Annotated in this window: 23 protein-coding genes; 4 read left to right on the forward strand and 19 right to left on the reverse strand. The window is 72.0% G+C overall.

The window, feature by feature from the left end; genetic code table 11:
* Positions 1-118 precede the first annotated feature (118 nt).
* The 5 genes from AKI01S_RS20675 to AKI01S_RS20695 all read right to left on the reverse strand — a co-directional run bounded on the left by AKI01S_RS20675 (position 119) and on the right by AKI01S_RS20695 (position 4594).
* The gene (locus tag AKI01S_RS20675; RefSeq protein ID WP_067820220.1) at positions 119-745 is read right to left on the reverse strand and encodes a response regulator; all 627 of its coding nucleotides are present in this window, start codon (positions 743-745) and stop codon (positions 119-121) included.
* Complete coding sequence (locus AKI01S_RS20680; protein WP_067820223.1) at positions 738-1892, reverse strand: sensor histidine kinase; 1155 nt, start codon at positions 1890-1892, stop codon at positions 738-740. Before AKI01S_RS20680 ends, AKI01S_RS20675 begins: the two co-directional genes overlap by 8 nt.
* 13 nt (positions 1893-1905) lie before the next feature.
* Positions 1906-2646 (reverse strand): ABC transporter permease, encoded by a 741-nt coding sequence (locus AKI01S_RS20685; protein ID WP_067820226.1) that lies wholly within the window; start codon positions 2644-2646, stop codon positions 1906-1908.
* 1 nt (position 2647) lies between these two features.
* Positions 2648-3553 (reverse strand): ABC transporter ATP-binding protein, encoded by a 906-nt coding sequence (locus AKI01S_RS20690; protein WP_067820327.1) that lies wholly within the window; start codon positions 3551-3553, stop codon positions 2648-2650.
* 120 nt (positions 3554-3673) lie between these two features.
* Positions 3674-4594 (reverse strand): NADP-dependent oxidoreductase, encoded by a 921-nt coding sequence (locus AKI01S_RS20695; RefSeq protein ID WP_067820228.1) that lies wholly within the window; start codon positions 4592-4594, stop codon positions 3674-3676.
* A gap of 117 nt (positions 4595-4711) precedes the next feature.
* Here AKI01S_RS20695 and AKI01S_RS20700 point away from each other — a divergent pair, with 117 nt between their 5' ends.
* Positions 4712-5698 (forward strand): helix-turn-helix domain-containing protein, encoded by a 987-nt coding sequence (locus AKI01S_RS20700; RefSeq protein ID WP_067820232.1) that lies wholly within the window; start codon positions 4712-4714, stop codon positions 5696-5698.
* A gap of 24 nt (positions 5699-5722) precedes the next feature.
* Here the strand turns inward: AKI01S_RS20700 and AKI01S_RS20705 are convergent, their stop codons facing one another.
* The 8 genes from AKI01S_RS20705 to AKI01S_RS20730 form a co-directional block, all read right to left on the reverse strand.
* The gene (locus AKI01S_RS20705; protein WP_245681709.1) at positions 5723-6385 is read right to left on the reverse strand and encodes a potassium channel family protein; all 663 of its coding nucleotides are present in this window, start codon (positions 6383-6385) and stop codon (positions 5723-5725) included.
* Positions 6378-7769, reverse strand: coding sequence for a TrkH family potassium uptake protein (locus AKI01S_RS20710; protein ID WP_245681711.1), 1392 nt, complete (start codon positions 7767-7769; stop codon positions 6378-6380). Before AKI01S_RS20710 ends, AKI01S_RS20705 begins: the two co-directional genes overlap by 8 nt.
* Before the next feature lie 455 nt (positions 7770-8224).
* Positions 8225-8362 (reverse strand): hypothetical protein, encoded by a 138-nt coding sequence (locus tag AKI01S_RS50735; RefSeq protein ID WP_157419974.1) that lies wholly within the window; start codon positions 8360-8362, stop codon positions 8225-8227.
* Positions 8363-8413: 51 nt separating this feature from the next.
* The gene (locus AKI01S_RS20715) at positions 8414-9661 is read right to left on the reverse strand and encodes an amidohydrolase family protein (RefSeq protein WP_067820235.1); all 1248 of its coding nucleotides are present in this window, start codon (positions 9659-9661) and stop codon (positions 8414-8416) included.
* Positions 9655-10647 carry a CoA transferase gene (locus tag AKI01S_RS20720; RefSeq protein WP_067820238.1) on the reverse strand — a complete coding sequence of 331 codons (993 nt, stop codon included), beginning with the start codon at positions 10645-10647 and terminating at the stop codon, positions 9655-9657. The genes AKI01S_RS20715 and AKI01S_RS20720 overlap by 7 nt, the downstream gene beginning before the upstream one ends.
* Before the next feature lie 59 nt (positions 10648-10706).
* Positions 10707-11819 carry a zinc-dependent alcohol dehydrogenase gene (locus AKI01S_RS20725; RefSeq protein ID WP_083999943.1) on the reverse strand — a complete coding sequence of 371 codons (1113 nt, stop codon included), beginning with the start codon at positions 11817-11819 and terminating at the stop codon, positions 10707-10709.
* Positions 11816-11992 carry a hypothetical protein gene (locus tag AKI01S_RS50740; protein WP_157419975.1) on the reverse strand — a complete coding sequence of 59 codons (177 nt, stop codon included), beginning with the start codon at positions 11990-11992 and terminating at the stop codon, positions 11816-11818. Before AKI01S_RS50740 ends, AKI01S_RS20725 begins: the two co-directional genes overlap by 4 nt.
* A 212-nt stretch (positions 11993-12204) precedes the next feature.
* On the reverse strand, positions 12205-13101 hold the full coding sequence (locus AKI01S_RS20730) for a helix-turn-helix domain-containing protein (RefSeq protein WP_157419976.1): 897 nt from the start codon (positions 13099-13101) through the stop codon (positions 12205-12207).
* A gap of 361 nt (positions 13102-13462) precedes the next feature.
* On the opposite strand from AKI01S_RS20730, the gene AKI01S_RS20735 reads away from it, so the two are divergent.
* From AKI01S_RS20735 to AKI01S_RS20745, 3 genes are all read left to right on the forward strand, one after another.
* Entirely contained in the window at positions 13463-14086 is a 624-nt protein-coding gene (locus AKI01S_RS20735) for a TetR/AcrR family transcriptional regulator (protein WP_083999945.1), read from the forward strand.
* 90 nt (positions 14087-14176) lie between these two features.
* Positions 14177-15046 carry an SDR family NAD(P)-dependent oxidoreductase gene (locus AKI01S_RS20740; RefSeq protein WP_067820245.1) on the forward strand — a complete coding sequence of 290 codons (870 nt, stop codon included), beginning with the start codon at positions 14177-14179 and terminating at the stop codon, positions 15044-15046.
* A gap of 6 nt (positions 15047-15052) precedes the next feature.
* On the forward strand, positions 15053-16039 hold the full coding sequence (locus AKI01S_RS20745) for an amidohydrolase family protein (RefSeq protein WP_067820248.1): 987 nt from the start codon (positions 15053-15055) through the stop codon (positions 16037-16039).
* A 46-nt stretch (positions 16040-16085) separates the two neighbouring features.
* Here the strand turns inward: AKI01S_RS20745 and AKI01S_RS20750 are convergent, their stop codons facing one another.
* Genes AKI01S_RS20750 through AKI01S_RS20775 form a run of 6 tightly spaced genes read right to left on the reverse strand, consistent with a single transcriptional unit; the run spans position 16086 to position 23259 of the window.
* Positions 16086-16958, reverse strand: a complete 873-nt coding sequence (locus AKI01S_RS20750) for an SDR family NAD(P)-dependent oxidoreductase (protein ID WP_067820251.1) — start codon at positions 16956-16958, stop codon at positions 16086-16088.
* Positions 16955-17401, reverse strand: coding sequence for a Zn-ribbon domain-containing OB-fold protein (locus tag AKI01S_RS20755; protein WP_067820254.1), 447 nt, complete (start codon positions 17399-17401; stop codon positions 16955-16957). The genes AKI01S_RS20750 and AKI01S_RS20755 overlap by 4 nt, the downstream gene beginning before the upstream one ends.
* Positions 17398-18603: a thiolase family protein gene (locus AKI01S_RS20760; protein ID WP_067820259.1), complete on the reverse strand. Its 1206-nt coding sequence runs from the start codon at positions 18601-18603 to the stop codon at positions 17398-17400. The genes AKI01S_RS20755 and AKI01S_RS20760 overlap by 4 nt, the downstream gene beginning before the upstream one ends.
* Positions 18600-20792 (reverse strand): CaiB/BaiF CoA-transferase family protein, encoded by a 2193-nt coding sequence (locus AKI01S_RS20765; RefSeq protein WP_067820264.1) that lies wholly within the window; start codon positions 20790-20792, stop codon positions 18600-18602. Before AKI01S_RS20765 ends, AKI01S_RS20760 begins: the two co-directional genes overlap by 4 nt.
* The gene (locus AKI01S_RS20770; RefSeq protein ID WP_067820267.1) at positions 20789-21976 is read right to left on the reverse strand and encodes an amidohydrolase family protein; all 1188 of its coding nucleotides are present in this window, start codon (positions 21974-21976) and stop codon (positions 20789-20791) included. The genes AKI01S_RS20765 and AKI01S_RS20770 overlap by 4 nt, the downstream gene beginning before the upstream one ends.
* A gap of 32 nt (positions 21977-22008) precedes the next feature.
* On the reverse strand, positions 22009-23259 hold the full coding sequence (locus AKI01S_RS20775; protein WP_067820269.1) for an LLM class flavin-dependent oxidoreductase: 1251 nt from the start codon (positions 23257-23259) through the stop codon (positions 22009-22011).
* Between the last annotated feature and the right edge of the window lie 153 nt (positions 23260-23412).

The following is a 23412-nucleotide window of genomic DNA, read 5'->3' on the forward strand; positions in this document are numbered from 1 at the left end:
AACTCCGTCCGGATGCCCGGCGGGGGCACCGGCGTGGAGGGTGCGGTCGGACGTGCACGCCTCGCGCGATGGGAACCTATCAGCCACTGATCATGTTTTCCAGGCAAAGCCCCCGATCCTAGGGCAGGAGATGCCTGTCGTAGGCGGTGGCCACCGCCGCGGCCCGGTCCTTGACCCCGAGCTTCGCGTAGATGTGGGTGAGATGGGTCTTGACCGTGGCCTCGCTGATGAAGAGCTCGGTGGCGATCTCGGGGTTGCTGGTGCCGCGGGCCACCAGGCGCAGGACCTCCAGTTCGCGGGCGGTCAGGGACCTGTCGCGGGGGTCGCGTACGCGGGAGACCAGGCGGGACGCGATGGCCGGGGACAGGACGGTGCGTCCCTCGGCGGCGGCGCGCACGGCGGTGAACAGCTCGTCGCGGGGGGCGTCCTTGAGCAGGTAGCCGGTGGCGCCGGCCTCGATCGCCGGGATCGTGTCGGCGTCGGTGTCGTAGGTGGTGAGGACGAGGACCTTGCAGGGCAGGCCGCGGCGGGTCAGCTCGGTGATGGCCTCCACCCCGCCGCCGCCCGGCATCCGCAGGTCCATGAGGACGACGTCGGGGCGCAGCCGGTCGGCGAGGGCCACGGCCTCGCGGCCGTCGGCGGCCTCGGCCAGCACCGTGAAGCCGGTGGTCGCCGCGAACATGCCGCGCAGGCCGTCCCGGACGACGGGATGGTCGTCGACGATCAGCAGGGTGATGTCAGCCATGGCGGATCAACGGTACGCGGGCGGAGACGGCCGTGCCCCGGCCGGGTCCGGACTCGATCTCCAGGGTGCCGGCGACGCGCGCGGCGCGTTCGCGCATGGCGGTCAGGCCGAAGCCGCCGGAGGGGCGGGTGAAGCCGCGGCCGTCGTCGCGGATGTCGAGGGTCACCTCGTCGTCCATGTAGGAGAGGGTCACGCCGATGCGGCCGGCGTGCGCGTGGCGGACGGCGTTGGCGAGGGCCTCCTGGGCGATGCGCAGGAGGGCGGCCTCGATCTCGTCGTGCAAGGGTTCCACCGTTCCGGTGATGGTGAGGAGGGCCCGGCCGTCGGTGACCTTCTCCAGGGCCACGGGCAGCGTGTCGTGCTCCAGGTGGGTGGGCGCGAGGTCCTGGACCGAGCGGCGCGCCTCGCGCAGGCTCGCGCGGGCGAGGTCGATGGCGCGGCGGACGTGCTCGCTCTCCTCGGCGGCCTGGAGCTGGGTGACGATGCCCGTCAGTCCCTGGGCGAGGGTGTCGTGGATCTCGGCGGCCAGGCGGCGGCGCTCGTCGTTGACGCCGGCCTCGCGGGCCTGGACGAGCAGCTGGGCCTGGAGTCCGGCGTTCTCGGCGAGGGCCTGCTCCAGGCGGGTGTTGGTCCGTTCGAGTTCGGCGATGACCTCCGCCTGGACGCGGGCGTGCTCGGCCTCCCGGTCGGCGAGGTTGCCGAAGATGAAGACGAGCGCGACGTTCAGGGTCAGGAGGCCGCCGAAGGCGGCCACCTGGCCGAGGCTCTTCGGCGGGAGCCCGCCCGACTGGGCGCCCGACATGATGACCGCCGTGACGAACAGTCCGGCCATGACCGGGCGGCGGGCCAGGTACCGCTGGGCGTCGAAGTACCCGAGGACGGCGTAGACGCAGTAGAAGGGGTTCAGCCAGGACAGGACGAAGGCGAGGGCGGTGCGGGTCCAGTAGTAGACGGGACCCGGGATCCGGGCGGCGACGTGCAGGAGCTGGAAGGCCAGCGCGGTGAGGACGAGGGGTACCGCCGTCCGCTGTTCCGCGGGCGACATGACCTCCTCCCGGATGGGCAGCGCCAGCAGGGTCGCGAGGAACAGCAGGCCGAACGGCCCCCAGCGGTAGAACCGCTCCCACTGCTCCTGGATCGTCGCCATGCGACATTCTCCCCTATTCCCACCGGAACCAGCGCACGGCGGCGGCGATCAGCACGGCCGCCCAGGCGGCGGTGACGCCCAGGTGCGTCCAGTCGGGCCAGCCGCCCTCGGCGGCCCGGCCGAGGGCCTGGGAGGCGGCGCCGAACGGGAGGTACTCGACGACGCTCCGCAGCGGGCCGGGCATGGCCTGGACCGGGACCCAGACGCCCGCCAGGAACATCATCGGGAAGAAGACGATCGAGCCGAGCACGGTGGTGGCCTTGGTGGTGGGGGCGACCGCGGTGACCGCGGCGCCCATCGCGAGCGCGCCGAGGGCGCCGAGCAGGAGCGCCAGCAGGTAGCCGGGAGGGTGGCCGGGCAGCGCCACGTCGAAGGCGATCCGGCCGACGGCGACGACCAGCAGCGCCGAGACCAGGGCGGCCGCGAAGTGCAGGGCGATCTGCGCGGCCAGCAGCGAGGCGGGCCGTACGGGCGTGGTGGACATGCGGCGCAGGATGCCGCGCTCGCGGTAGCCGGACAGGACCGGCGGCAGCGCCTGGATTCCGGCCATGATCATGGCGAGCAGCACGTTGACCGGGACGTACAGGTCGATGACCCGGCTCCCGCCGAGGTCGGGGTCCGGCTCCCGGAACGAGGGGATCAGGCCGAGGATCGTCAGCAGGACGGTGGGGAAGCCGACGATCCAGAACAGGCTGAACGGTTCGCGGAGGAAGAGCCGCAGCTCGGCCCGCAGGACGGCGGTGGACGCGGACACGTCAGTCCTCCTGGTCTTCGGTGAGCTGGAGGAAGGCGTCGTCCAGTGTGGAGTCGACGACCCGCAGCTGGTGGGCGGTGATCTGGTGGCGGGCGAGCAGGGAGATGACCGCGTTGACGGTCGTGTCGGTGCCGTGGACGGTTACACGGCCGTCGCGGCGTTCGAAGGTGGTGGCCTCGGGCAGGCCGGTCAGCTCGCCGTCGTCGAGGGGCCGGGACGGCGCGAACGAGATCACGGTGCTGCCGGCGCTGCGGCGGATCAGGCCGGCGGGGGTGTCCAGGGCGGCGACGCGGCCCTGCCGGAACACCGCGATCCGGTCGCAGAGCCGCTGGGCCTCCTCCATGAAGTGCGTGACGAGCAGGACGGTGACGCCGGAGTCGCGGATCTCCTCGATCAGCTTCCAGGTGTCGCGGCGGGCGCGCGGGTCGAGGCCGGTGGTCAGCTCGTCCAGGACGACGACCCGGGGGCGGCCGACCAGGGCCAGGGCGATGAACAGGCGCTGCTTCTGGCCGCCGGACAGCCGGCCGAAGCGGGTGGTGAGCTTGCCGGTGAGACCGAGGCGTTCGGCGAGCTCGCGCCAGTCGGCCGGGTCCGGGTAGAAGGCGCTGTACAGCTCCAGGGCCTCCCGGACGGTCAGCTTCTCCTGGAGCTCGCTCTCCTGGAGCTGGACGCCGAGGATCCCGGTGAGCTCGTCGCGGTCGCCGCGCGGGTCGAGACCGGCGACGCGGACGGCGCCGGCGTCGGGCTCGCGCAGGCCCTCCACGCACTCGACGGTCGTGGTCTTGCCGGCGCCGTTCGGGCCGAGGATCCCGAAGACCTCCCCCTCCTCGACGGCGAACGCGACGCCGTCCACCACGGGACGGCCGCCGTAGGCCTTGCGCAGGCCGTTGACTTCGATGATGGGCATGGTCCGAGGATCGCCCCGGACGGCGCCCGGCCACATCGGCCAGGGCGCTCGTCCTGCCATCCGCCGATCGGTTGATGCCGCCCTACGACGGGAGCGCGACACCCGGGGAGCCGGTCCGCGTCAGACCGTCAGGACGACCTTGCCGGTGACGCGGCCGGTCTCGCCGCGCTCGTGCGCCCCGGCCGCGTCCGCCAGCGGGAACACCGAGTCGATCGCGACGCGCAGCCGTCCCGCCTCGACCAGGGCCGCGACCTGCTTCATGGACGCGTGGTCGGCCTCGACGAGCATCTCCTCGGCGCGGACCCCGTACCGGTCCACGTCGAGGTCCCTGACGTGGTTCACGATCGAGACGAGGACGCCGCCCCTGCGCAGCGTCCGCAGCGAGCGCGGCCCGTACTCGCCGCCGACGGCGTCCAGCACGACGTCCACGTCCCGCACGACCTCGGCGAAGTCGGCCGTCGTGTAGTCGACCACCTCGTCGGCGCCCAGCCCGCGGACGAAGTCGTGCTTGGGCGCGCTGGCGGTGCCGACGACGTACGCGCCGCGCGCCTTGGCGATCTGCACCGCCAGGTGGCCGACCCCGCCCGCGGCGGCGTGGACCAGCACCCGTTGCCCCCGCCGCAGTCCGGCGGTGTCCACCAGCGCCTGCCAGGCGGTGAGCGCGGCCAGGGGGATGGCCGCGGCCCGCACGTGGTCGATGCCCGCGGGCTTGCGCACCAGGTGGCGGGCCGCCGAGACCGCGTACTCGGCGTGCGCTCCGTTCCCGTACGGGTACTTCAGCATGCCGAACACCTCGTCGCCCGGCCGGTGGATCGTCACGCCCAGCCCGACGGACTCCACCACCCCCGACAGCTCCCAGCCGAGCACGAACGGCGGCTCGCCCAGGATCAGGCCCGTGGCGCGGTGGATCCAGTCGGTCGGGTTGACTCCCGCCGCGCGCACCCTGACCAGCACCTCGCCGGGGCCGGGCACGGGTCGCTCCGTCTCGACCACCTTCAACACCTCGGGTCCGCCGAGAACGTCCTGGCTGACGGCCTGCATGTCACTCCCCCTCCGCAACGCCGGAAACCGTGTCCCACGGATTCACCCGGATATCGTCGCGACCACCCGGACACCCGCACGAGTGTCCGGAACGACATGATGTGTACAATTCCGGACGTGAGCACAGTCGCGGTGGCCGTCGCCGACGGGATCCTGCATTTCGAGCTGGCCCTGGCCTACGAACTCTTCAGTTCCCCACCGCCGGTCTCGGTCGAGGACTGGTACGAGCCCGTCATCTGCGGGGCGGGCGCCGTGCGGGCCGACGGCCGCTTCCTCCTCGAACCCGACGGCGGCCTCGACCGGCTCGCGCTGGCCGACACCGTGATCGTCCCCGGCTGGGCCGACGTCGACACGGACCCGCCCGCGGACCTCGTGGACGCCGTACGCGCGGCCCACGAGGCCGGAGCACGGGTGGCCTCCCTCTGCACGGGCGCGTTCGTGCTGGCCGCCGCCGGTCTGCTGGAGGGGCTGCGCGCCACCACGCACTGGGCGCACACCGAGGCGCTGGCCGCCCGCCATCCGCGGATCGAGGTCGACCCGGACGTGCTCTACGTCGACAACGGCAGCGTGCTCACCTCCGCGGGCAAGGCCGCCGCGATGGACCTGTGCCTGCACCTGGTCCGCCGCGACCACGGCTCGGTGGTCGCCAACGCGGTCGCCCGGAGGCTGGTCGTCCCGCCGCACCGGCCCGGGGGGCAGGCCCAGTTCGTCGCCACCCCGGTTCCCGAACGGCACGACCACCCCCTGAGCGATCTGCTCGCCTGGGCGGCCCGGCGCCTGGACCAGCCGTTGACGGTGGAGGACCTGGCCCGCCAGGCGAACATGAGCTCGCGCCACCTCGGCCGCCACTTCCGGTCGATGACGGGGACCACGCCGCTGCAGTGGCTGCTGACCCAGCGGATCCGCCGGGCCCAGGAACTCCTGGAGACCACCGACGACAGCGTGGACGCCATCGCCGAGGCCACCGGCATGGGCACCGCGACCACGCTCCGCCGTCACTTCAACCGCACCGTCGGCGTGCCCCCCGACTCCTACCGCCGCACCTTCCGCCGCCGGCGCGCCGGCGGCTCCCCGGACGGCACCGGCGACGTCCTCCCCGCCTGACCGCCCCGCCGCGGCGTCCGGCCCTCAGAGGTTCTCGACGAAGCGTTCCACCTTGGCGATGGGCCCGGCGACCACGATGATGTCGCCGTACTGGAGGACGGTGTCCACGGTGGCGTAGGTGAACGGCTCCCCGGTCGCCTTGACGCACACCACCGTCACCCCGTGCTTGGAGCGCAGCCGGGTCCGGCCGAGCGGCACCCCCACGATCTCCTTCGGCGGGCGGGTCTTGACCAGCGCGAAGTCCTCGTCCACCTCGACGTAGTCGAGCATCCGGCCGCTGACCAGGTGCGCGACGCGTTCGCCCATGTCGTGCTCGGGCAGCACGATGTGGTGGGCGCCGACGCGTTCCAGGATGCGCTTGTGCTGCTGGGTGACGGCCTTGGCCCAGATGTCCTCGACGTCGAGCTCGACCAGCAGCGAGGTGGCCAGGATGCTGGCCTCCAGGTCGCCGCCGATCGCCACCACCGCGCGGTAGAAGTTCTCGACGCCCAGTTCGCGGAGGGCCGCCAGGTCGGTGGCGTCGGCGACGGCGATCTGGGTGAGCCGCCCGGCCAGCGCCTGGACGGTCTTGGGGCGGTGGTCGATGGCCAGCACCTCGGTGCCGCGCGCGGCCAGCTCCAGGGCCAGGGCGCTGCCGAACCGGCCCATGCCGATCACCACGACGGGGTCGTTCCTGCGGTCAGCCAACGATCGGCCTCTCCTCCGGTAGCTCGTAACGGCGAGCGCGGTCGCGCAGCGCGAGCGCGGTCGCCAGCGTCAGGGGCCCGGTGCGGCCCACGAACATCAGCACGACCAGCAGCACGTGCCCGGCGGGCGGCAGGTCGTCGGTGATGCCGGTGGACAGCCCGACGGTCGCGAACGCCGACACGGTCTCGAACAGCACCTGGTCCAGCGAGTGGGGGGTCATCGCCAGCAGCACGAACGTCGCGCCGACCACCAGCCCCACCGCCAGCAGCACGACCGCCATGGCCTGCCGCTGGGTGGCCTCGGCGACCCGGCGGTACCCGATGTTGACATGCGGCTCGCCGCGCATCTCGGCCCACAGCACGAACGCCAGCAGCCCGAACGTGGTCACCTTGATCCCGCCCGCGGTGCCCGCGCTGCCCCCGCCGATGAACATCAGCACGTCGGTGACCAGCCAGCTCTCCGAACGCATCTGGGACACGTCGATGCTGTTGAAGCCGCCGCTGCGCGGCATGACGGCCGCCGTCAGCCCCGCCAGCCAGCGGTCGGGCACCGCCATCGCGCCCAGGGTCCGCGGGTTGCCCCACTCGACGGCGGTGAGCACCAGCGTGCCGCCGGCCAGCAGCACCGAGGAGGTGAGCAGGGTGATGCGGGTGAGCATCGACCAGGTGCGCGGCCGCCGCCAGTTGCGGGCCAGCTCGAACCAGACCGGGAAGCCCAGCCCGCCGACCATCGTCGCGGCGCAGATCGCCAGGATCATCCACTCGTCGCCCGCGAACCGCACGAGGCTGTCGTGCCACAGCGCGAACCCGGCGTTGTTGAACGCCGACACCGAGTGGAAGGCCCCCAGGTAGACGGCGCGGCCGAACGGCTCGCCGTACCCCAGGACCAGCCGCGCGGTCAGCACCGCCGCCACGACCGTCTCGCAGACCGCGCTGAACGCCACCACGCGCAGCACCACGTGCCGCACGTCCGCCGCCCCCAGCGTCTTGGTCTCGGTCTGCGCCGCCAGCCGGGCGCGCAACCCGATCCGGCCCGACAGCAGCAGGGCGAACAGGGTGGCCAGCGTCATCAGCCCCAGCCCGCCCACCTGCATCAGGCACATGATCACGATCTCACCGAACACCGACCAGTGCGCCTCGGTGTGCACGGTGACCAGCCCGGTCAGGCACACCGCCGACGTCGCGGTGAACAGGGCGTCCAGGAAACGCGCCGGTTCGGGGTCGGTGCTGGCGGCCGGCAGCGACAGCAACAGCGTCCCGGCCAGGATCGCCAGCCCGAACCCGGTGACCACCACCTGCGCGGGGTGCTGGAAGCGCCCCAGCAGGGCCGACCCCCGCAGCCTCGACCACCTCGGCCGCGCGGAACGCGGCACGGCCTGCCTCACCCGCACCCGCGCCCCTCCCGTCCGGTCCGCCGCCGGCTCCGGTCACGTCCCGGACTGCCCCCGTGCGGCGCTCCCCCATTTGATCAGCATGAAAAGCCCACGGAACAGGAAACCGCAGAAATCACGCACCTCAAACCCGGACCGCCCCCGACGGCGGCAGCAGGCACCCCCGAGCCAGCGAGCAACCGCACGACCCCGGACGCACCAGCGGCAACCTCCAGGTCGCACCGCCCCCAACCACAAACGAGCCGAAGGCGAAGCCCGTTCCTGGCGGACGCAGGCCAGGGGGCGGTGGATTGCCCGCCGCAGCCGAAGCTGAACGCCCCCACAGCGGCCCGCAAAGAACGGGACGTCTTCGGCGTTTGGCAGGGGCGAGACGGTCATGGATGCGGGATGGCTGGGCGGATCGGCGGTAAGGGGTCGTGTGGATGTATGCCGGGCCTCCTCGACGCGGGTCAGGCCGGACGGGTGGCGCCGACGCATCGGCGTTCGCGGTAGGGGTTGCCGGTGAGCTTGGCGATGCGGACCACGTCGCCGGTCTGAGGGGTGTGCAACATGCAGCCGCCGTCCGTGTACACGCCGACGTGGTGGATCGATTCAGGGCAGCCTTGGAGGCTTGGGGGTCAGTGGCTGTCGAGACGTGGTCAGCCGGGTTGGATCCGATGGCCGCCGACGAAGGCGGCTCGTACGGTGTCGCCGGTCAGGGTGTCCAGGGCCTCCTGAAGCGGGACATGCAGCAGGCAGAGATCGGCGACGGCTCCGACTCGCACGCGGCGTGGCACTCCGGGGTGCTCGGGTTCGCCGGTGAACAGGTCCAACGCCGCACGACGCCCGACGGTCTCCCTCCCCTCACGCTCGACGGCCGCTCGCATGACCGACCAGGGGTCCGGCGTCCCGAAGGGGGCGTCCGTCCCGGCGGCGACCGGGACGCCCGCCGCTGCGAGGGACCGGCACCGGTAGAGGTGCGGGCGGTCGTCGGGGTCGACGTCCGTCCTGTACTCGCGGCCGCGTTCTACGGGAAAGTGCGGCTGCGTCACGACGGTCACGCCGAGCCGACGCAGCCACGGAACGGTCTCCAGCGGGATGACCGATCCGTGCTCGATCCGATCGCCCTTGACCGGCCCGGCCTGGTCGAGGGCGAGCAGGGTCACCAGGAGCTGGACCCGTGTCGCACAGTGCACGGCCACCGTTCGGGGTCGGGCCGCCGCCATCCGTGCCGCCAGCTCTTCCGGAGCGGGCAGCGTCGCGTCGTCGAGCATCATCTTGACCGGCCCGCCCCTGTTCATCACGACGAGTCGCTGGGGCAGGGCCGACAGCATGCCGACGAGCCCGTCCGCCGGGCGCGGGTCGGCGTTGGTGAACCCGGTGATCCCGAGTGCCGCCGCGCGGCGGCCCACCCCTTCCAGGTCCAGCCGCACGGGCGGTGCGAAGGAGCGCAGCCGCTCGTCCTCCCGCCAGAACCGCCCGTCTCCGGTGAGTCCGGCCGCGCGCAGCGCCGCGCTGTTCCACACCCACAGCGCACCGGTGCGATGCTGGACGCGCACCGGCCGGTCGGGCACGAGCTCGTCGAGCACCCACCGGTCGAGCCCACCCGCGACGCTCTCGTGATAGCCGACCGCTCGCACCCACTCCCCTGGGTCGCCGCTGCGCAGGGCCTTCGCGAATCCCGCCCTGTCTCCGACGTCCGCGGGCCCTACCCGGACGGAGGCGGCCAGGGCCGCCAGGGCCATCAGGTGCACGTGATGATCGTGGAGTCCGGGGATCAGGGCACCGCCCCGCCCGTCCAGGTCGGCACGTCCGGGCAGCCCGTCGGCGATCTCGGCGATCCGCCCCGCCGCGAGCCGCACGTCCACGCGTCCGTGCCCCTCGACCTCCACGTTCCGCATCAGCATGGCGCGCCCCGGGCCACCGTCGCGGCGCAGCCGGCCATCGAGACGGCGACCAGTTCGCCGCCGCCGCGGGCGAGAGAGCGTGCTGCGGCATGGGCGGCGAAGACCCCGGTGACCGGGTCGGCGATCGCGTCGCCCAGGAAGACCGGTCCACCGTTCCCGTCGAGTCCGGTCAGTCCTCCGGCCACCGCCGCGTCGTCGCCGAAGGCGACGCGGTCGTCCTCGCGGCCGTATCCGGTGATGCTCACCCAGACGCGCCCCGGACGCTCGGCGAGGAACCGTTCGGCGTGGATGCCCAGCCGCCGGAGCGCCCTTGGTCTGGAGGCCTCGATGACGACGTCGGCCTCGGCGACGATCTCAGCGAGCCGTCCGGAGCCGAAGTCCACCATCACGCTCTCATGCCCGTCGTGCAGCCACCGGTAGAAGGCGGGCTGCCCCGAACGCGCGCCGTCGGGCCTGGTCGTGCTCTCCACTTTCGTCACCCGCGCCCCGGCCAGGCCCAGCAGGCGCGCGCACAGCGGTCCCGCCCACAGCGCCGACAGATCGATGACGCGCAGACCGGTGAGATCACGAGCACGGAGCCCTCCGAACCGCTCGCTTCGGACCGGAACAGGCTCATCGAACGCGGAGCGGAGTCCCGCCGCTGCCATCCCGAGCATCTGAGCGCCCTCGGCGACCTCGGCGGCCGTGACCCGCCGCGCTGCTTCACGCAGCGCCTGAACCGTCTGCCCGGCGGCCCCGAGAATCGCGAGGAGGGCGGGCACGGCGGTCAGATCGTCGGACCGTGCCAGGTTCACGGCGGCCCAGCCGTCGCTGGTCGGAAGGAGGTGGCAGGAGCCGCCCGCCGAGGTCCGAACGGGGAGGTCACGACCGGCGAGGCGGGCCCGGAGGAAGAGAACGGTCGGCAGGTCGATCCGCACACCGGTGATCGCGGTGAAGTCCGCCGCGACCTCGGCGAGCGGGCCGAGGAACGGTTCGACCGACTCCACCCAGCGCGCGATGGTCGTGCCCGTGCGTCCGCCCGGTCCGGAGCAAGGCGTGTCCGGCGTCAATGGACGAGGGTCACGTGCACGGCGTCCTGCCCGGGGACTCTGCGCTGGAGCAGGTCGAGGCCGTACTCGACGGTCTCCAGCGAGACGTGTTCGCCGGCCATCACACGGCCGATGTCCGGGCGGTCGCCCAGCAGGCGGACGGACTGCGGCATGCTGGCCCTGGTGGGGCCGGCGCAGCCGACGACGCGCAGCATCTTGAGCACGATCAGGTCGGTGACCAGCTTGGGGTTGGGAGTCAATCCCTTCAGTCCGGCAAGCCCGACCCGGCCGCCGACGCGGGCCAGTTCGAGCGCGGCGGTCGTGGTGTGAGGCGAGGGCGAGACGTCCAGCACGACATCGGCCATGTCCCCCTCCGTGAGCTCGGCGACGGCTGCGATGACGTCGGTCTCGGAGGCGTCGACCGTGTCGTGCGCGCCCAGTTCGCGGGCCGTCCTCAGGCGCAGCCCGTCTCCGGCCGCCCCGGTGACGATCACCTGGGCGGCGCCGTAGGCCAGGGCCGCGGCGGCGCAGAGAAGGCCCTGGTGACCGGGCCCTTGGACGACGACCCGGTCGCCGGGCACGACCCGCAGCATGTCGATCCAGTTCAGCGCGTTGGCCAGCGGTTCGAAGACGGTCAGCTCGGCGGGCGTCAGACCGGGCGGGGCCTTCATCACCTGGCTGCCCGGAAGCAGGCCCATGTACTGGCCGTATCCGCCCCACGGGCCTCCGTTCGCGTCCGTGGGGAAGGTGTAGCCATAGACCCTGATGTTGCCGCACGGTCCGCCGCCCATGCAGCCCTTGCAGCGCCCACAGGACACCACCTCGCTGACACAGACCAGGTCACCGGCCTCGACGCCCCAGTCCGCGGCGGCCTCGGGAGTGATCTCGTGGATCGTCCCCACGATCTCGTGCCCGGGCACGACGGGCGACACCTCTCCGGGCACGTGCTTGTGCCCGTGGAACTGCGCGACGTCACTGCCGCACATCCCCGACGCCGCGACCTTGAGTACGGCGCCGCCCCGCGGCGGACTCGGCATCGGGAACTCGCGGATCTCGCACCCGCCCTTCCCGTCGAACACGGCGGCCTGCACCCGCTGGCTCATCGCGGTGACCTCCCGCTCTGGGGTCATTGGATCGGACAGGGGATCGACACGGTTCCCGAGTCTCGGGCGAACTCGGGCATGACCTTCTCAGCGAAGATCTCCAGATCGCGCGTGACCTGGTCGGGCGGCGGCACGCCCTGCTGATCGGAGAGGAGGACGACGCCGGTGTGCTCGCCGGGTCGGGCGTGGAGCCACGCCATGATGTCCTGCTCGGCCCACCGGTCGCTTGGCCTCGGCGCTCTCCTCGTTCGCCCAGCCCGCTCCAGGGATCCGCAGGTTCATGAGGACGGCGAAGCGCACGCTCGGCTCCAGGGATGAGGAGTCGAATATTCGACCACGAGTATCGGATAAGTGAAACGACCGTAGGCATGTCACGATCTCTTGGTCAAGCGCTTGGCTGAACAAATCGCCGTCAGACCGGCCGAAAGCCGCCCAGCACCCGGGTCACGCCCTCGGCGGCCCGGACGATGCGCATGCCGATCCCCTCGATCGCGGCTCCGGTCAGCCGCTCGAACGGATGCACCACCAGTTCCATGGCGACCCGGCCCTGCCCGTCGAACACCGGCGCCGCCAGTACGCCCACCGGGTAGCTGCCGTCCCCGGTGAGCTCGACCGGCAGGTAGTCGATGGACGTCAGCTCAGCGAGCAGGCCCCGCAGCAGCGGCCGCACGGCGTCGGACAGCTGTTCCTCCTCGAACTCGCCCAGTACGCGGATGAGCCGTGCGGACGGATCGGACAGGCGTTCCACCGTGTACCCGCGCTCCCGTATGGCGGCGAGCACAGCCCGGATGCGCGGGGTCACGACACCGTCGCCGGACGGCGACCGGGCGGCCCACGCCGCCTGCTCCGCCGCGGACGACCATGCGACGAATCCGGGCCCGAAGGGCGGCGCGAACGGGACCTGCCGGCCGGCATGCGCGTGGACCGGAGTCTCGTGCTCCGGCGGATAGACGATCTCACGGGTGACCAGGGAACCGTCGGCGATGACGACCGCCGAAGCGGGATACCCGCAGTCGGCGGCGAGCTCGGACAGGACGGTGCGCAGGAACCCGGCCGGAGGCTCCCCTCCGTCGACGGACCTGGCCAGGGACAGGAACGCCGGCCCGAGCGCGTACCGCCGGTTCAGCGGGTCCCTGACCGCCCAGCCGGCCTCGACCAGTCCGCCCAGCACGGCATGGGCCGTCGCGTGGCTGAGCCGCAGCCGCTTGACCACTTCGGACGCGAGGAGGCCCTGCTCCGGCCCACCGGCCAGCAACTCCATGACGGCCACGACCCGCCGCGTCGGCGGCGACGTCCCACGACCGTCCACTCGCTACCACCCGTTCATGCGCTCTTGAGTATTCGACACCTTATGACTCTGTCGGGCTCGGCCGGATCGGAGAGACGAGGCGCCTCCGGCGCGGCGTCCAAGCCGTCGGACAGCCGAGGGAAGAGCGTCTGTCCTCGACCGTCGCGAAGCCGAGCTTGCGGTGGCCCGGCTGGTGAAGGTGCTCGGCCCGCAGCCGGGTACCCGCAGGACTCCCGCAGCGGCCGAGCGTGTCCTCTCCCAGAACTCGTACGCGCAAGCAACGTCACCGAGCTTTTGATGCCCCGGCTCCCCCGCCCGGGATTTCGACAGGGTTCTGCTTATAGGCTCTCAACCACTGCGGAGACCCGGGAAGGGGGACAAGGTGGCGGTGCCTGGACCGGAGAGCGCGCCTGCCCCGCCCAAGGGACGCAAGCGGCGCAGGGCCGGACTGGACGCCGCAGCGGTCACGGCCGCGGCCGTGGAACTGGTCGACACCGAGGGCCTCGACGCGCTCACCATGACGAACCTCGCACGCCGCCTCGGCGTGACGCAGCCCGCGCTCTACGCACACGTGGAGAACCTGGCCGCGATCCAGAGGGCGGTCGGCCTGTACGGCATGCGGCAGATGAGCGAGGAACTGCGCACGTCCGTGCTCGGCCGGTCAGGAGACGAGGCGCTGTGGGCGCTGGCCGAGACGTACCGGGCTTACGTGCGCCGCCACCCGGACCGCTACGCGCTGCAACTGCGCGCCCCGCGAACACCCGAGTATCACGAGGCGGGAGAACGCGCGGCCGAGGCCGTGCGCGCGGTACTGCGCTCGTACGGGCTCCCTCCCGAGGAGGTTCCTCTCGCGCACCACTTCCTGCGCGCGTCGATCTCGGGGTTCGTCAGCGCCGACCTGCACAAGCGCGAGGGCGGCGCCCCCGACGACACCGACGCGGGCTTCCAGTACTTCCTGGAGAACTTCGCGGACATGCTGCGCCGCCGCGCCGCCGCCGGGCGCTGATCTTCACCCGTTCGCCCTCGGAAGCCCTTGCACGCGCTCCTGTTTATAGCTATTAAGTAAATAACAATAGCCTCTCAATCTAGGAGCGCCATGGACGAGGCGACCGGTGGAGACCCGTTCGGGTTGCGCGATGCCAACGCGCTGGTGGTCGGCGGCGCGTCCGGGCTCGGGAGGGCCGTGACCGAGCGGCTGGTCGAGGCGGGTTGCCGCGTCACCGTGGCCGACGTCGCCGACGAGCCGGGCGAGCGCCTGACCAAGGATCTCGCCGAACGAGGCGGCGAGGTCGTCTACCGGCACGCCGACGCCCGCCGCGGGGACGAGGTCGACGCCGCCGTGGCCGCGGCGCGCGCCGAGTTCGGGCCGCTGGAGGTCGCGGTCAACGTGGTCGGCAATCCCGGCGGGATCGCCGGGGTCAAGCCCTTCCTGGACATGACCGAGGACGACCTTCGAGCGCGCTGGGAACTGAACTTCCTCAGCACCTTCCTGTGCTGCCGGTCCGAGGCCCTGGCGATGATCGGAGACGGCGTCGCGGGGCGGATCGTCAACTTCGGCTCCTCCAGCGGGATGGTGGGAGCGCCGAACGTCAGCGGCTACGGCGCGGCGAAGGCCGGGGTGATCCACTTCACCAAGTCCGCCGCCATGGAGCTGGCCCGGTACGGCATCAGGGTCAACTGCGTGGTCCCCGGCACCCATGTCAGCCCGTCCCAGCGCCCGGTGACCGACGAGAGGATCGCCGAGTTCCGAAGGCGCGCGGCCGAGGCGCCCGTGCTCCGCAGGCTCGGCGAGCCGCGGGAGACGGCGGGTGTCGCGCTCTTCCTCGCCTCCGAGCTGTCCGGTTACATGACCGGCCACTCCGTCGTCTCCGACGGCGGGGTGGTCCACACGACCGCCAGGCCGCCGGTGGGCATGGACCGCGAAGCCCAGGCGGTACGCGCGCTGCGGGAAAGGGCGGAGGGCTGACCGGCCATGACCGACATGGAGATCATCGACGCGCACACCCACGTGCTGCGGTCCGAGGAGCACGGCCGGGAGGCCTTCGGTTACTTCCTCAGCCGCAACCCGCGTTCCGGACACCCGGCCGAGCCGGTCGCCTACGGCACCGTCGACGAACTGCGGCTCATGATGGGGCGCAACGCGGTGTCCCGCGCGAACATCCTCATGTTCACCTGGTCCGGCCAGTACTGGCGCGACGGGCGGTACACCCTGCCGGACGGAGGCCCACGGCGGGCCGCCGCCGCGGAGGAACTGCGGCGGCGCATCGTGGAGCGGATCCGCGACAACAACGCCTGGGCCGCCCGGACGGTCGCCCGGCACCCCGAGCTCACCTATTTCTGCGGCGTCGACGCGGTCCTCATGGACGAGCAGACGATGCTGACCGAGGTCCAGACGCGGATCGCCGACGGCGCGAGCGGAGTCAAGATCGTCCCGCGTGACATGCGCATCCGCGGCGACGACCCGCGCCTGCGTCCGCTCTTCGACTGGTGCATGTCGCGGGGCGTGCCCGTCCTCACCGAGTCGTCCGGTCACAAGGGCGCCTTCGGGCAGCCCGCGGGTTTCGCGAAGGCGCTGGCCGACTTCCCCAGGCTGACGCTGGTGTTCGCGCACTGCGGGCACGACCCCGTCTTCGGTGAGGGCGCCGACGCCGAGGTCGTCGAACTGGCACACCGCTACGACAACGTGTGCGCGGACCTGTCGCTACGGCTGCTGGAGGTCGCCGACGGGAAGGTGACCGCCGGGCAGATGGCCGCCCACATCCGCCGTATCGGTGTCGACCGGGTGCTGTACGGCAGCAATTACGTCCTGGCCGAGTTGCTCCAGCAGGTGGAGGGGGCGGGTCGCCCGCAACTGGCCCGTACGGAGAGCCAGCTGCGGGCGTTTCTGGAACTGCCGCTCGCCGACGAGGAGAAGGCCGCGGTGGCCGCCGGGAACTTCCGGCGCATCACCGGCGGATGACCTCGTCCGGCGGCCCGTCGCGCGGCGGGGCTCCCGTGTCCTCCCGTCAGACCGTGCGCAGTCGGCTCGGGTCGATCTCTCCGGGCTGCCAGCCCTCGATCTCGCGCCTCCCGTCCAGGGAACGGACGCTCAGACCGAGCTCGACGACCAGGGACAGGCTGCCGGTGACCCGCCCGGTCAGCCGGTCCGGGTCCCCGGTCAGCAGGGCGAGGGCCGCCTCCACGAAGGTCTCCATGGGTTCGGTGGCGTGCGCGGGCAGATCGGCGACGGCGGCCGCGTGGTCCGTGCGCACCGCTCCCTCGGGGGCCAGGGCGTTGACCGCGACGCCGCGTCCGTGCAGGTCCATGGCCGCGCCGGTGGTCATGCGGTCCACCATGGCCTTGGTGCCGCCGTACAGGCAGGCTCCGCCGGACCGGTTCGGTCCGTAGGGCGGTCCGATGCGGTGCCGCGCCTGCGCCGAGGTGATGTTGAGGATCCAGCCCGCACCGTCCCGGACCATGCCGGGGACGACCGCGCGGGCCAGGTCCCATGCGGCCCAGACGTTGACCTCCACCGCCTCGCGGAACGCCTCCTCGGTCATCTGGTCGAAGGCGAGGTCGAACACGCGCGGTGCGGCGGCGTTGTTGACCAGCAGCGTGACCGGGAGCCCGAAATGCTCCTCGGCCTCTCGCACGGCCCGGTGCCGCCCTTCCCCGGACCGGATGTCGGCGGGGATCGCGAGCGCGGTTCCGCCGGCCTCGGCGGCGAGCGCGACGGTCTCGGTCAGGGAGCCCGGGTAACGGCCGTCGCCGGGGCATGCGGTGCGGCTGACCGCGGCCACTCTGGCCCCTTCCGCCGCCAGCCGGACGGCCAGGGCCTGACCGATGCCGCGGCTGGCTCCTGTGATGAGTGCGAGCCTGCCCGCACAGGGAAGGGTCACGGGATCCTCCTCGGGTCCGGGCGGAAGAAGGGCGCGCGGACCTCACCGGCGACGGTGCTGAACCGCAACGGGACGAACCGCGCTCGCACGCGTGCTCCGACGGCGAGGTCGGAGGGGCGTGCGTCGATCAGGCGGGTGACGAGCCGGACGCCGGGCGCGCCGTCGATCGTGACGACCGCGGCGACGAAGGGCACCTGGTCGGCGAAGGCGGGCAGGAACGCGTGGTGCACGACGCTCCAGGAGAACAGTGTTCCGGCGGGCTCGACGCTCGTCCAGGTGAGGCCGGAACCACCGCACCCGGGACAGCGGGGTTCGGGGTACCAGCAGAACCGGTCGCACGCGCCGCACAGCGGGAACGCCAGCCGGTCCCGGGCCGCCGCCTTCCAGAATCCGCCGGTGAGCGGCTCGCCCGGATCGGGAAGCGGGAACGCGGGGGCCGTCATCGCGCCCTCCGCAGGACGAGAGCGCTGGCCTGCGGTCCGGTGTAGCCGCCGTAAACCGCGATCTCCGCGCTCGCCACCTGCGCGCCGGCCTGGCCGCGCAACTGCCGGACCAACTCGGTGACATGGGCGATGCCCAGCACATAGGAATGCGACAGCAGACCTCCGTGGGTGTTGGTCGGGATGCCTCCGGCGTCGTGGGCCAACGCCCCGCTCCCGGCCAGGGGACCGGCCTCGCCCTTCCCGCAGAACCCCAGGTCCTCGATCTGCATCAGCGTCACGATCGTGAACGGGTCGTAGACGGCGAGGACATCGACGTCGACGGGCCTGATCCCCGCCATCGCGAACGCGGCAGGACCGGCGAACACCTGCGGCGTGGTCGTGAACGCCGGTTGCTGTGCCCAGTGCCCCCCGGTGCGGCTCGTCCCCAAGCCCACCCCGGCGACCTCGACCACCGGGGCCCGCAGGTCCCGGGCGCGCTCGGGAGTCGTCATGACGTAGGCGGCGGCGCCATCGGAGATCAGGGAACAGTCCTCCTTGCGGAACGGCTCGGCCACCGGCGGCGAGGCCAGGTAGTCCCGCAGGTCCAGGCGCCGGTCGCGCATCACCGCCGAGGGGGTGAGGTTCGCGTGCCGGCGGGTGGTGACGGCCACGCTGCCGAGCTGCTCGACGGTCGTGCCGAACTCGTGCATGTGCCGCCGGGCGATCGTGGCGAAGTAGACCGGTTGGGGGAACCAGCCGAACGGGACCTCCAGCTGCCTCTTGGTGATCTTCTGGGCGTGGCTCTGACCGGGGCCGCCGGTCATCGATGACCGCTGGGTGGCCCAGGCCACGGCGAAGCTGTTGAGGATGTGGCGTGCCGACCCGTCCGCCAGCGCCCGAGCGGCGGCGTGGGGGGCGGTGCCCGCCCAGACCATGCCGCCGCCCAGGGGGGACTCCCAGAGCGGACCCGTGCTCCCGAACCGGGCGCGGAAGGCGTCGGCGTGCAGTTGGCCGGGGAAGGCCGGGTGCGCCATGACCCCATCGATGTCGGCCGGGGTGAGTCCCGCGTCGGCGATCGCGGCGGCCGCCGCCTCACCGGCCATCTCGGTGGGGGTGCGGCCGGAGGCCCTGCTGTGTGCGGCCTCGCCGATCCCGACGATGGCCACGCCCCCGGCCAGCCCGCCGAGGGGTTCGGCACGCCCCCAGTCCAGGGTCCGGTTCATTCGCGCCCCCGCAGCGTTTCGCCGATGACGCCCCGGGCGCGCAGCTCCGCCACGTCGTCCGGGGTGAGGCCGAGCAGGCCGGTGAGGATCTCGGTGTTGTGCTGACCGAGGGTGGGAGCGGGCCGGGTGAGCCAGGGCCGGCCGGCTCGCCGTGCGGATCTGAAGGGCGGACCGGGCAGGTCGAGCGGGCCCGCGACCGGGTGGACGAGGCGCTCGAGGAACCGGCGGTGTTCCAGCTGGGGGTTCGTCGACGCCTCGGAAGGCGTGAGCACGGGGGCGGCTCGGATTCCCTGGGCGAGGAGGAGGGCGACCGTCTCGTCCCGGTCGCGGTCCCGCAACAGTGCCGAGAGCTCCTCGTCGATGAGGTCGTGGTCGTCGTCGCGCCCGACCCGTGGTGTCCAGCCGAGCACGGCGGCCAGGTCTCGCCATTGCTCGTCGGTGTCGACGCTGATGGCGATCCACTGTTCCTCTCCCGCGCAGGCGTAGACACCCCGCGGGACGGCGCGGGCGTCGCGGTTGCCGGTCCGGGTGCGGACCGTTCCGGTGGCGGAGGCCTCGACGATGGCCTCGGCGGCCACGTTGAGGACCGCCTCGATCATCGGTGCCTCCACGAGAAGCCCCGTTCCCGTGGTGGCGCGTTCGTCCAGGGCGACCAGCGTGGCGAGCGCGGCGTGCACGCCGGCGATCGGATCGCCGGCCTTGGGGAGCATGGGCGGAAGGTCCGGCTCCCCCGTGATCCACGCCAGTCCGGAGACCTGCTCCATGGTCTGGGCGAAGCCGGGCTTGTCCCGCCAGGGGCCGTCCAGGCCGAACGCGGGCATGCGGACGACGACCAGCCGGGGGTTGCGGGCGTGCAGCCGGTCGGGCGTGAGCCCGAGCTGGTCCAGGACCCGAGGCGTGAAGTTCTCGATCAGAACATCGCTGTTCTCGATGAGGCGTTGCAGCAGGTCGTGCCCTTCCGGGCGGGTCAGGTCCAGGGTGATCCCGCGCTTGCCGGTGTTGGCGCCGTGGAAGATCGGCCCGTACTCCCACCACTCGTCGGCCTCGGGCCGGACGGTGGTGAAGCGCATGGGGTCGGGGCGGCCCGCGGACTCGACCTTGATGACCTCGGCGCCGAGGGCGGCCAGCAGGTGGGTCGCGGACGGGCCGGCCCAGAAGGCCGTCAGGTCGACGACGCGGACCCCCCGAAGATCGACGAAGCGGGGCCGGCCGGTGCGCGCGGCCGGAGACGCGCCCCGCGGAACCGGACCGCGCGTCAGCCGGTAGGGGGTGCGAGGCCGCAGGAATCCTTCCGGATGCGGAACGAGGACACCGCGTTCGCGAAAGTGCTCGATCTCCGGCAGGGCGTCGGGGCCGACCACCGGAGCGGCCGGAACGCGCAGGGCATCGGCGAGTTCGAGGATCTCGGCGACCGTGCGGGGCGTGGTCCAGGCATGGACCGCCTCCAGGAACTCGGCACGGCGTCGCCGCCTCCCCGCCGCGGTCGCCAGCTCGCCGTCGCCGAGAAGGTCGGGCCGCTCGATCATGACGAGGAAGTTCTGGAACTGCTGGGCCGTGATAGTGCAGAACCCGACGAAGCCATCCTTGGCCGGTTCGACCGAGGGCAGCTCCACCGAACGGACGGGGCCTTCCCGGTCCGGCGCGCCGAGCTGGTGGAAGAGGTGACCATAGGTGTTCTGGGTGAGCAGCATCGCCTCCAGCATCGAAACGTCGAGGTGGTCGCCGGCACTGGCCGTGAGCGCCGCGACGGCCGCGTATCCGGCGGCGGCGTACTCCCCCAGCCGCCCTCCCGCGCAGACCGGTCCCCTGTCGGGCAGTCCTCGTGACGCCGTCGAACCGCACCACGCCTGGAGGGTGAACTCGTCGGCCGGCAGCCGCGACCACGGCCCGGTGCGTCCGAACGGGGAGATGGAGACCACGAGCAGGTCGGGGTGGGCGGAACGGACAGGGGTGAGGTCCAGTCCGGTGTCCTCGACGAGCACGTTCTTTCCGGCGGCGTGTGTCGCGACCGTGTGGCCGTCGATCGGCTGCGGACCGACCGATCGTTTGCCGGCGTGCAGGTGGTGGTGGAACGCCGAACCCGGGTTCTCATGAGCGATCCTGGTCACCGCGGCCCCCGCGTCGGCGAGCAGCTTGCCGCAGTAGCCGCCCGCGACGGTGTGGGAGACCTCAAGGACGTTGAGCTTCATGACGGGAGCGGGAGCCTGTACAGACGTGCGGCGTTGTCCTGCATGACCCCGCGGACCACACCGGGGGCGAGTTGGGAGACGGCGGCGCCGGCGACGTCGAGGCTGTCGGGGTACAGGCAGGTCGGGTGGGGGAAGTCGGTCTCGAACAGGACGTTCTCCGGCCCCACGCGGTCGATGGTGTGGGCGATGTCGTCGTTCTCGAACCAGAAGCAGGCGTGGATCTGCCGCCGGAAGTACTCGGCCGGCGACAGGGTGAGGTGGTCCATGCTGCCGGGCGTGGTCTCGCCGAGCTGGTGTTCGAGGGCCTCCAGGAAGAACGGGATCCAGCCGATGCCGCTCTCCACTGACACGATCTTCAGTCGGGGGTGCCGTTCGAGTACGCCCGAATAGATGAAGTTGGCCAGGACCCGGGCGTTGGTGAGGTACATCATCGCCGAGCCGACCGCCAGCTTCTGGTCCGGTCCGAGGCCGGGCCAGGGCGAGGACCCGAACCAGCTGAGGCTGTCATGAGCGGCGCCGATGTGGAAGTTGACCGGCATGTCCAGTCCCGCGCATGCCTCCCACAGCGGGTCCCAGGCCCGGTCGGAGAAGTCGGGCAGCCCGGCCTCCTGGGGATCGCTGGTCGTGTTGACGCCGCGCAGCCCGAGCGCGTGCATGCGCCGCACCTCGTTCACCGAGGCGTCGACGTCCCACCACGGGATCAGCCCCATGGGGAACAGCCGCTGACCGGACGCCTCCTGCAGCTCCGCCATCGCGTCGTTGTAGAGGGTCGCGCACAGGAGCTTGAGCGTGGGATCGGCGATGGCACCGAAGCGCTGCCCGCCGAAGCCCGCGGTGTTGGGGTAGATGATGTGGGCCCACACACCGAGCCGGTCCATGAGTTCGAGGCGCGCCCGGACGTCGTAGGCGGCGGGGGTGATGTCGTCGAACGTCCAGTCGATGAAGTCGGTGCCCCGGCTTCGTTCCCCGTCCCTGGTTACCACGCCCGAGGCGCCGGCCCGGCCGAGCACGGCGCCGTCGACGACCCATTGCGGGCCGTTGTCGCCGTTGACGACCCGGGGAACCCGGTCCTCGAAGCCCCTGGGGGCCCGGGAGGTCCACATGTCGTGCGGCTCGGTGATGTGGGTGTCGGCGTCCACGATCCGGAGTTCCCGCAGGAGCTCGGGGGTTTTGTTTGACGGCATGTTCGATGGTGCCTTTCCGGGAAGGGGGCGGTTCAGCCCTGGAACTCGGGGATGACCTTGGTGGCGAACAGCTCCAGGTTGCGCTTGACCGTGTCGAGCGGCAGCACCCCCTGCTGTCCCTGCATGAACAGGCCGAACCACTCCAGGTCGGGCATCCGGTCCAGCATCCGCTGGATGCCGCGTTTCACGTCGTCCGGGCCGCCGATCAGCGCCATCTCCACCTCGGACATGCGCTTGAAGTCGCCCTTCTCCGGGCTGATCGGCGTGTACCGGTCGTCCTCCCTGGTGCGAAGGACTTCCAGGTAGCCGAACGGGCCGAAGAAGGAGGCGAAGTCCTTCTGCATGCCCTTGCCATAGATGGACACCGCCTCTTCGCGGCTGCCCGCCATGCCCACCATCTTGAGGATGCCGGTGTGCTCGCCGAGCTTGTAGTCCTTGCCCTGCTTGGCGCATTCGTCCTGGTAGAGCTTGGCCTTGGCGGCGTGCTCGTCCGGGTTGGGCGTGAACATCCAGGGCAGGATGCCCTCCTGCGCCGCCCGGATGACCGACCGGTCCGAGACGGTGAACGGCTGCCACAGTTCGGGGTGCGGGTTCTGGTAGGGCTTGGGGCAGACCGAGACCGCCCGGACGACGCCGTCGTCGTCGATCTCGCCGGGGGCGCCGAAGGTGCGGGTCCACTCGGCGGCGGGCCAGCCCTCGATGCCGCCGTACGGGCTGGGGATCTCGTAGTCCAGCACGTCGCTGCGGTAGCGGAGGGTGTCGTTCTCCCACGCCATCTTCATGATCTTCAGCACCTCGCCGAAGACGTCGAAGTTGCGGTCGTCGGACCTGGAGCCGTCGGACCGGGCCGCTCCGGCGTGCCAGCGCTGGCCCAGGACGTTCATCCAGCGGTTCTGGTAACCGCGGGCCACGCCCAGGCGCAGTCGGCCTTTGGAGAAGTGGTCCAGCAGCGCCACGTCCTCGGCGGCGCGGATCGGGTCCCAGGCGGGCAGCACCAGGCCGAGGGGGGCCAGCAGGATGCGTTCGGTGCGGGCGGCCAGGTCGGTGAGGAACATCAGCGGGTTGACCGAGAACTCGAAGCCCTCGGAGTGGAAGTGGTGCTCGGTCATCATCAGGGCGTCGAAGCCGACGCGGTCGGCGTGCACGGCGATCTCGCGCACCTCGTGCAGCAGCTGCTGGTACGACTCCACATCACGCCCGATGGGCCGCTTGGCCTTGGCGTTCTCCTCGGCCGCCCAGCCCGATCCAGGGATCTGCGGGTTCATGAAGATGGCGAATTTCATTGCTGTTCTCCTCGGATCAGAGGGCGATGAGGACGCGCACGATCACCGGGTCCGCTCCGCCGTCACGTCGGTGACCCCAAGGGCTTCCCGAACTCCCGCGGCGGTGCCGCGCGCATCGTCCCCATGCCGCCGTGGCCTCCTCCGGGCCTTGTC

The organism is Actinomadura kijaniata NBRC 14229 (assembly GCF_001552175.1).
Lineage (GTDB): Bacteria > Actinomycetota > Actinomycetes > Streptosporangiales > Streptosporangiaceae > Spirillospora > Spirillospora kijaniata.

Coding starts and splice junctions, on each gene's coding strand:
- AKI01S_RS20675 (WP_067820220.1), bottom strand. CDS start 745: ATGGCTGACATCACCCTGCTGATCGTCGACGACCATCCCGTCGTCCGG.
- AKI01S_RS20680 (WP_067820223.1), bottom strand. CDS start 1,892: ATGGCGACGATCCAGGAGCAGTGGGAGCGGTTCTACCGCTGGGGGCCG.
- AKI01S_RS20690 (WP_067820327.1), bottom strand. CDS start 3,553: ATGCCCATCATCGAAGTCAACGGCCTGCGCAAGGCCTACGGCGGCCGT.
- AKI01S_RS20695 (WP_067820228.1), bottom strand. CDS start 4,594: ATGCAGGCCGTCAGCCAGGACGTTCTCGGCGGACCCGAGGTGTTGAAG.
- AKI01S_RS20715 (WP_067820235.1), bottom strand. CDS start 9,661: ATGCTGATGCGGAACGTGGAGGTCGAGGGGCACGGACGCGTGGACGTG.
- AKI01S_RS20725 (WP_083999943.1), bottom strand. CDS start 11,819: ATGACCCCAGAGCGGGAGGTCACCGCGATGAGCCAGCGGGTGCAGGCC.
- AKI01S_RS50740 (WP_157419975.1), bottom strand. CDS start 11,992: ATGGCGTGGCTCCACGCCCGACCCGGCGAGCACACCGGCGTCGTCCTC.
- AKI01S_RS20740 (WP_067820245.1), top strand. CDS start 14,177: ATGGACGAGGCGACCGGTGGAGACCCGTTCGGGTTGCGCGATGCCAAC.
- AKI01S_RS20745 (WP_067820248.1), top strand. CDS start 15,053: ATGACCGACATGGAGATCATCGACGCGCACACCCACGTGCTGCGGTCC.
- AKI01S_RS20755 (WP_067820254.1), bottom strand. CDS start 17,401: ATGACGGCCCCCGCGTTCCCGCTTCCCGATCCGGGCGAGCCGCTCACC.
- AKI01S_RS20760 (WP_067820259.1), bottom strand. CDS start 18,603: ATGAACCGGACCCTGGACTGGGGGCGTGCCGAACCCCTCGGCGGGCTG.
- AKI01S_RS20765 (WP_067820264.1), bottom strand. CDS start 20,792: ATGAAGCTCAACGTCCTTGAGGTCTCCCACACCGTCGCGGGCGGCTAC.
- AKI01S_RS20770 (WP_067820267.1), bottom strand. CDS start 21,976: ATGCCGTCAAACAAAACCCCCGAGCTCCTGCGGGAACTCCGGATCGTG.
- AKI01S_RS20775 (WP_067820269.1), bottom strand. CDS start 23,259: ATGAAATTCGCCATCTTCATGAACCCGCAGATCCCTGGATCGGGCTGG.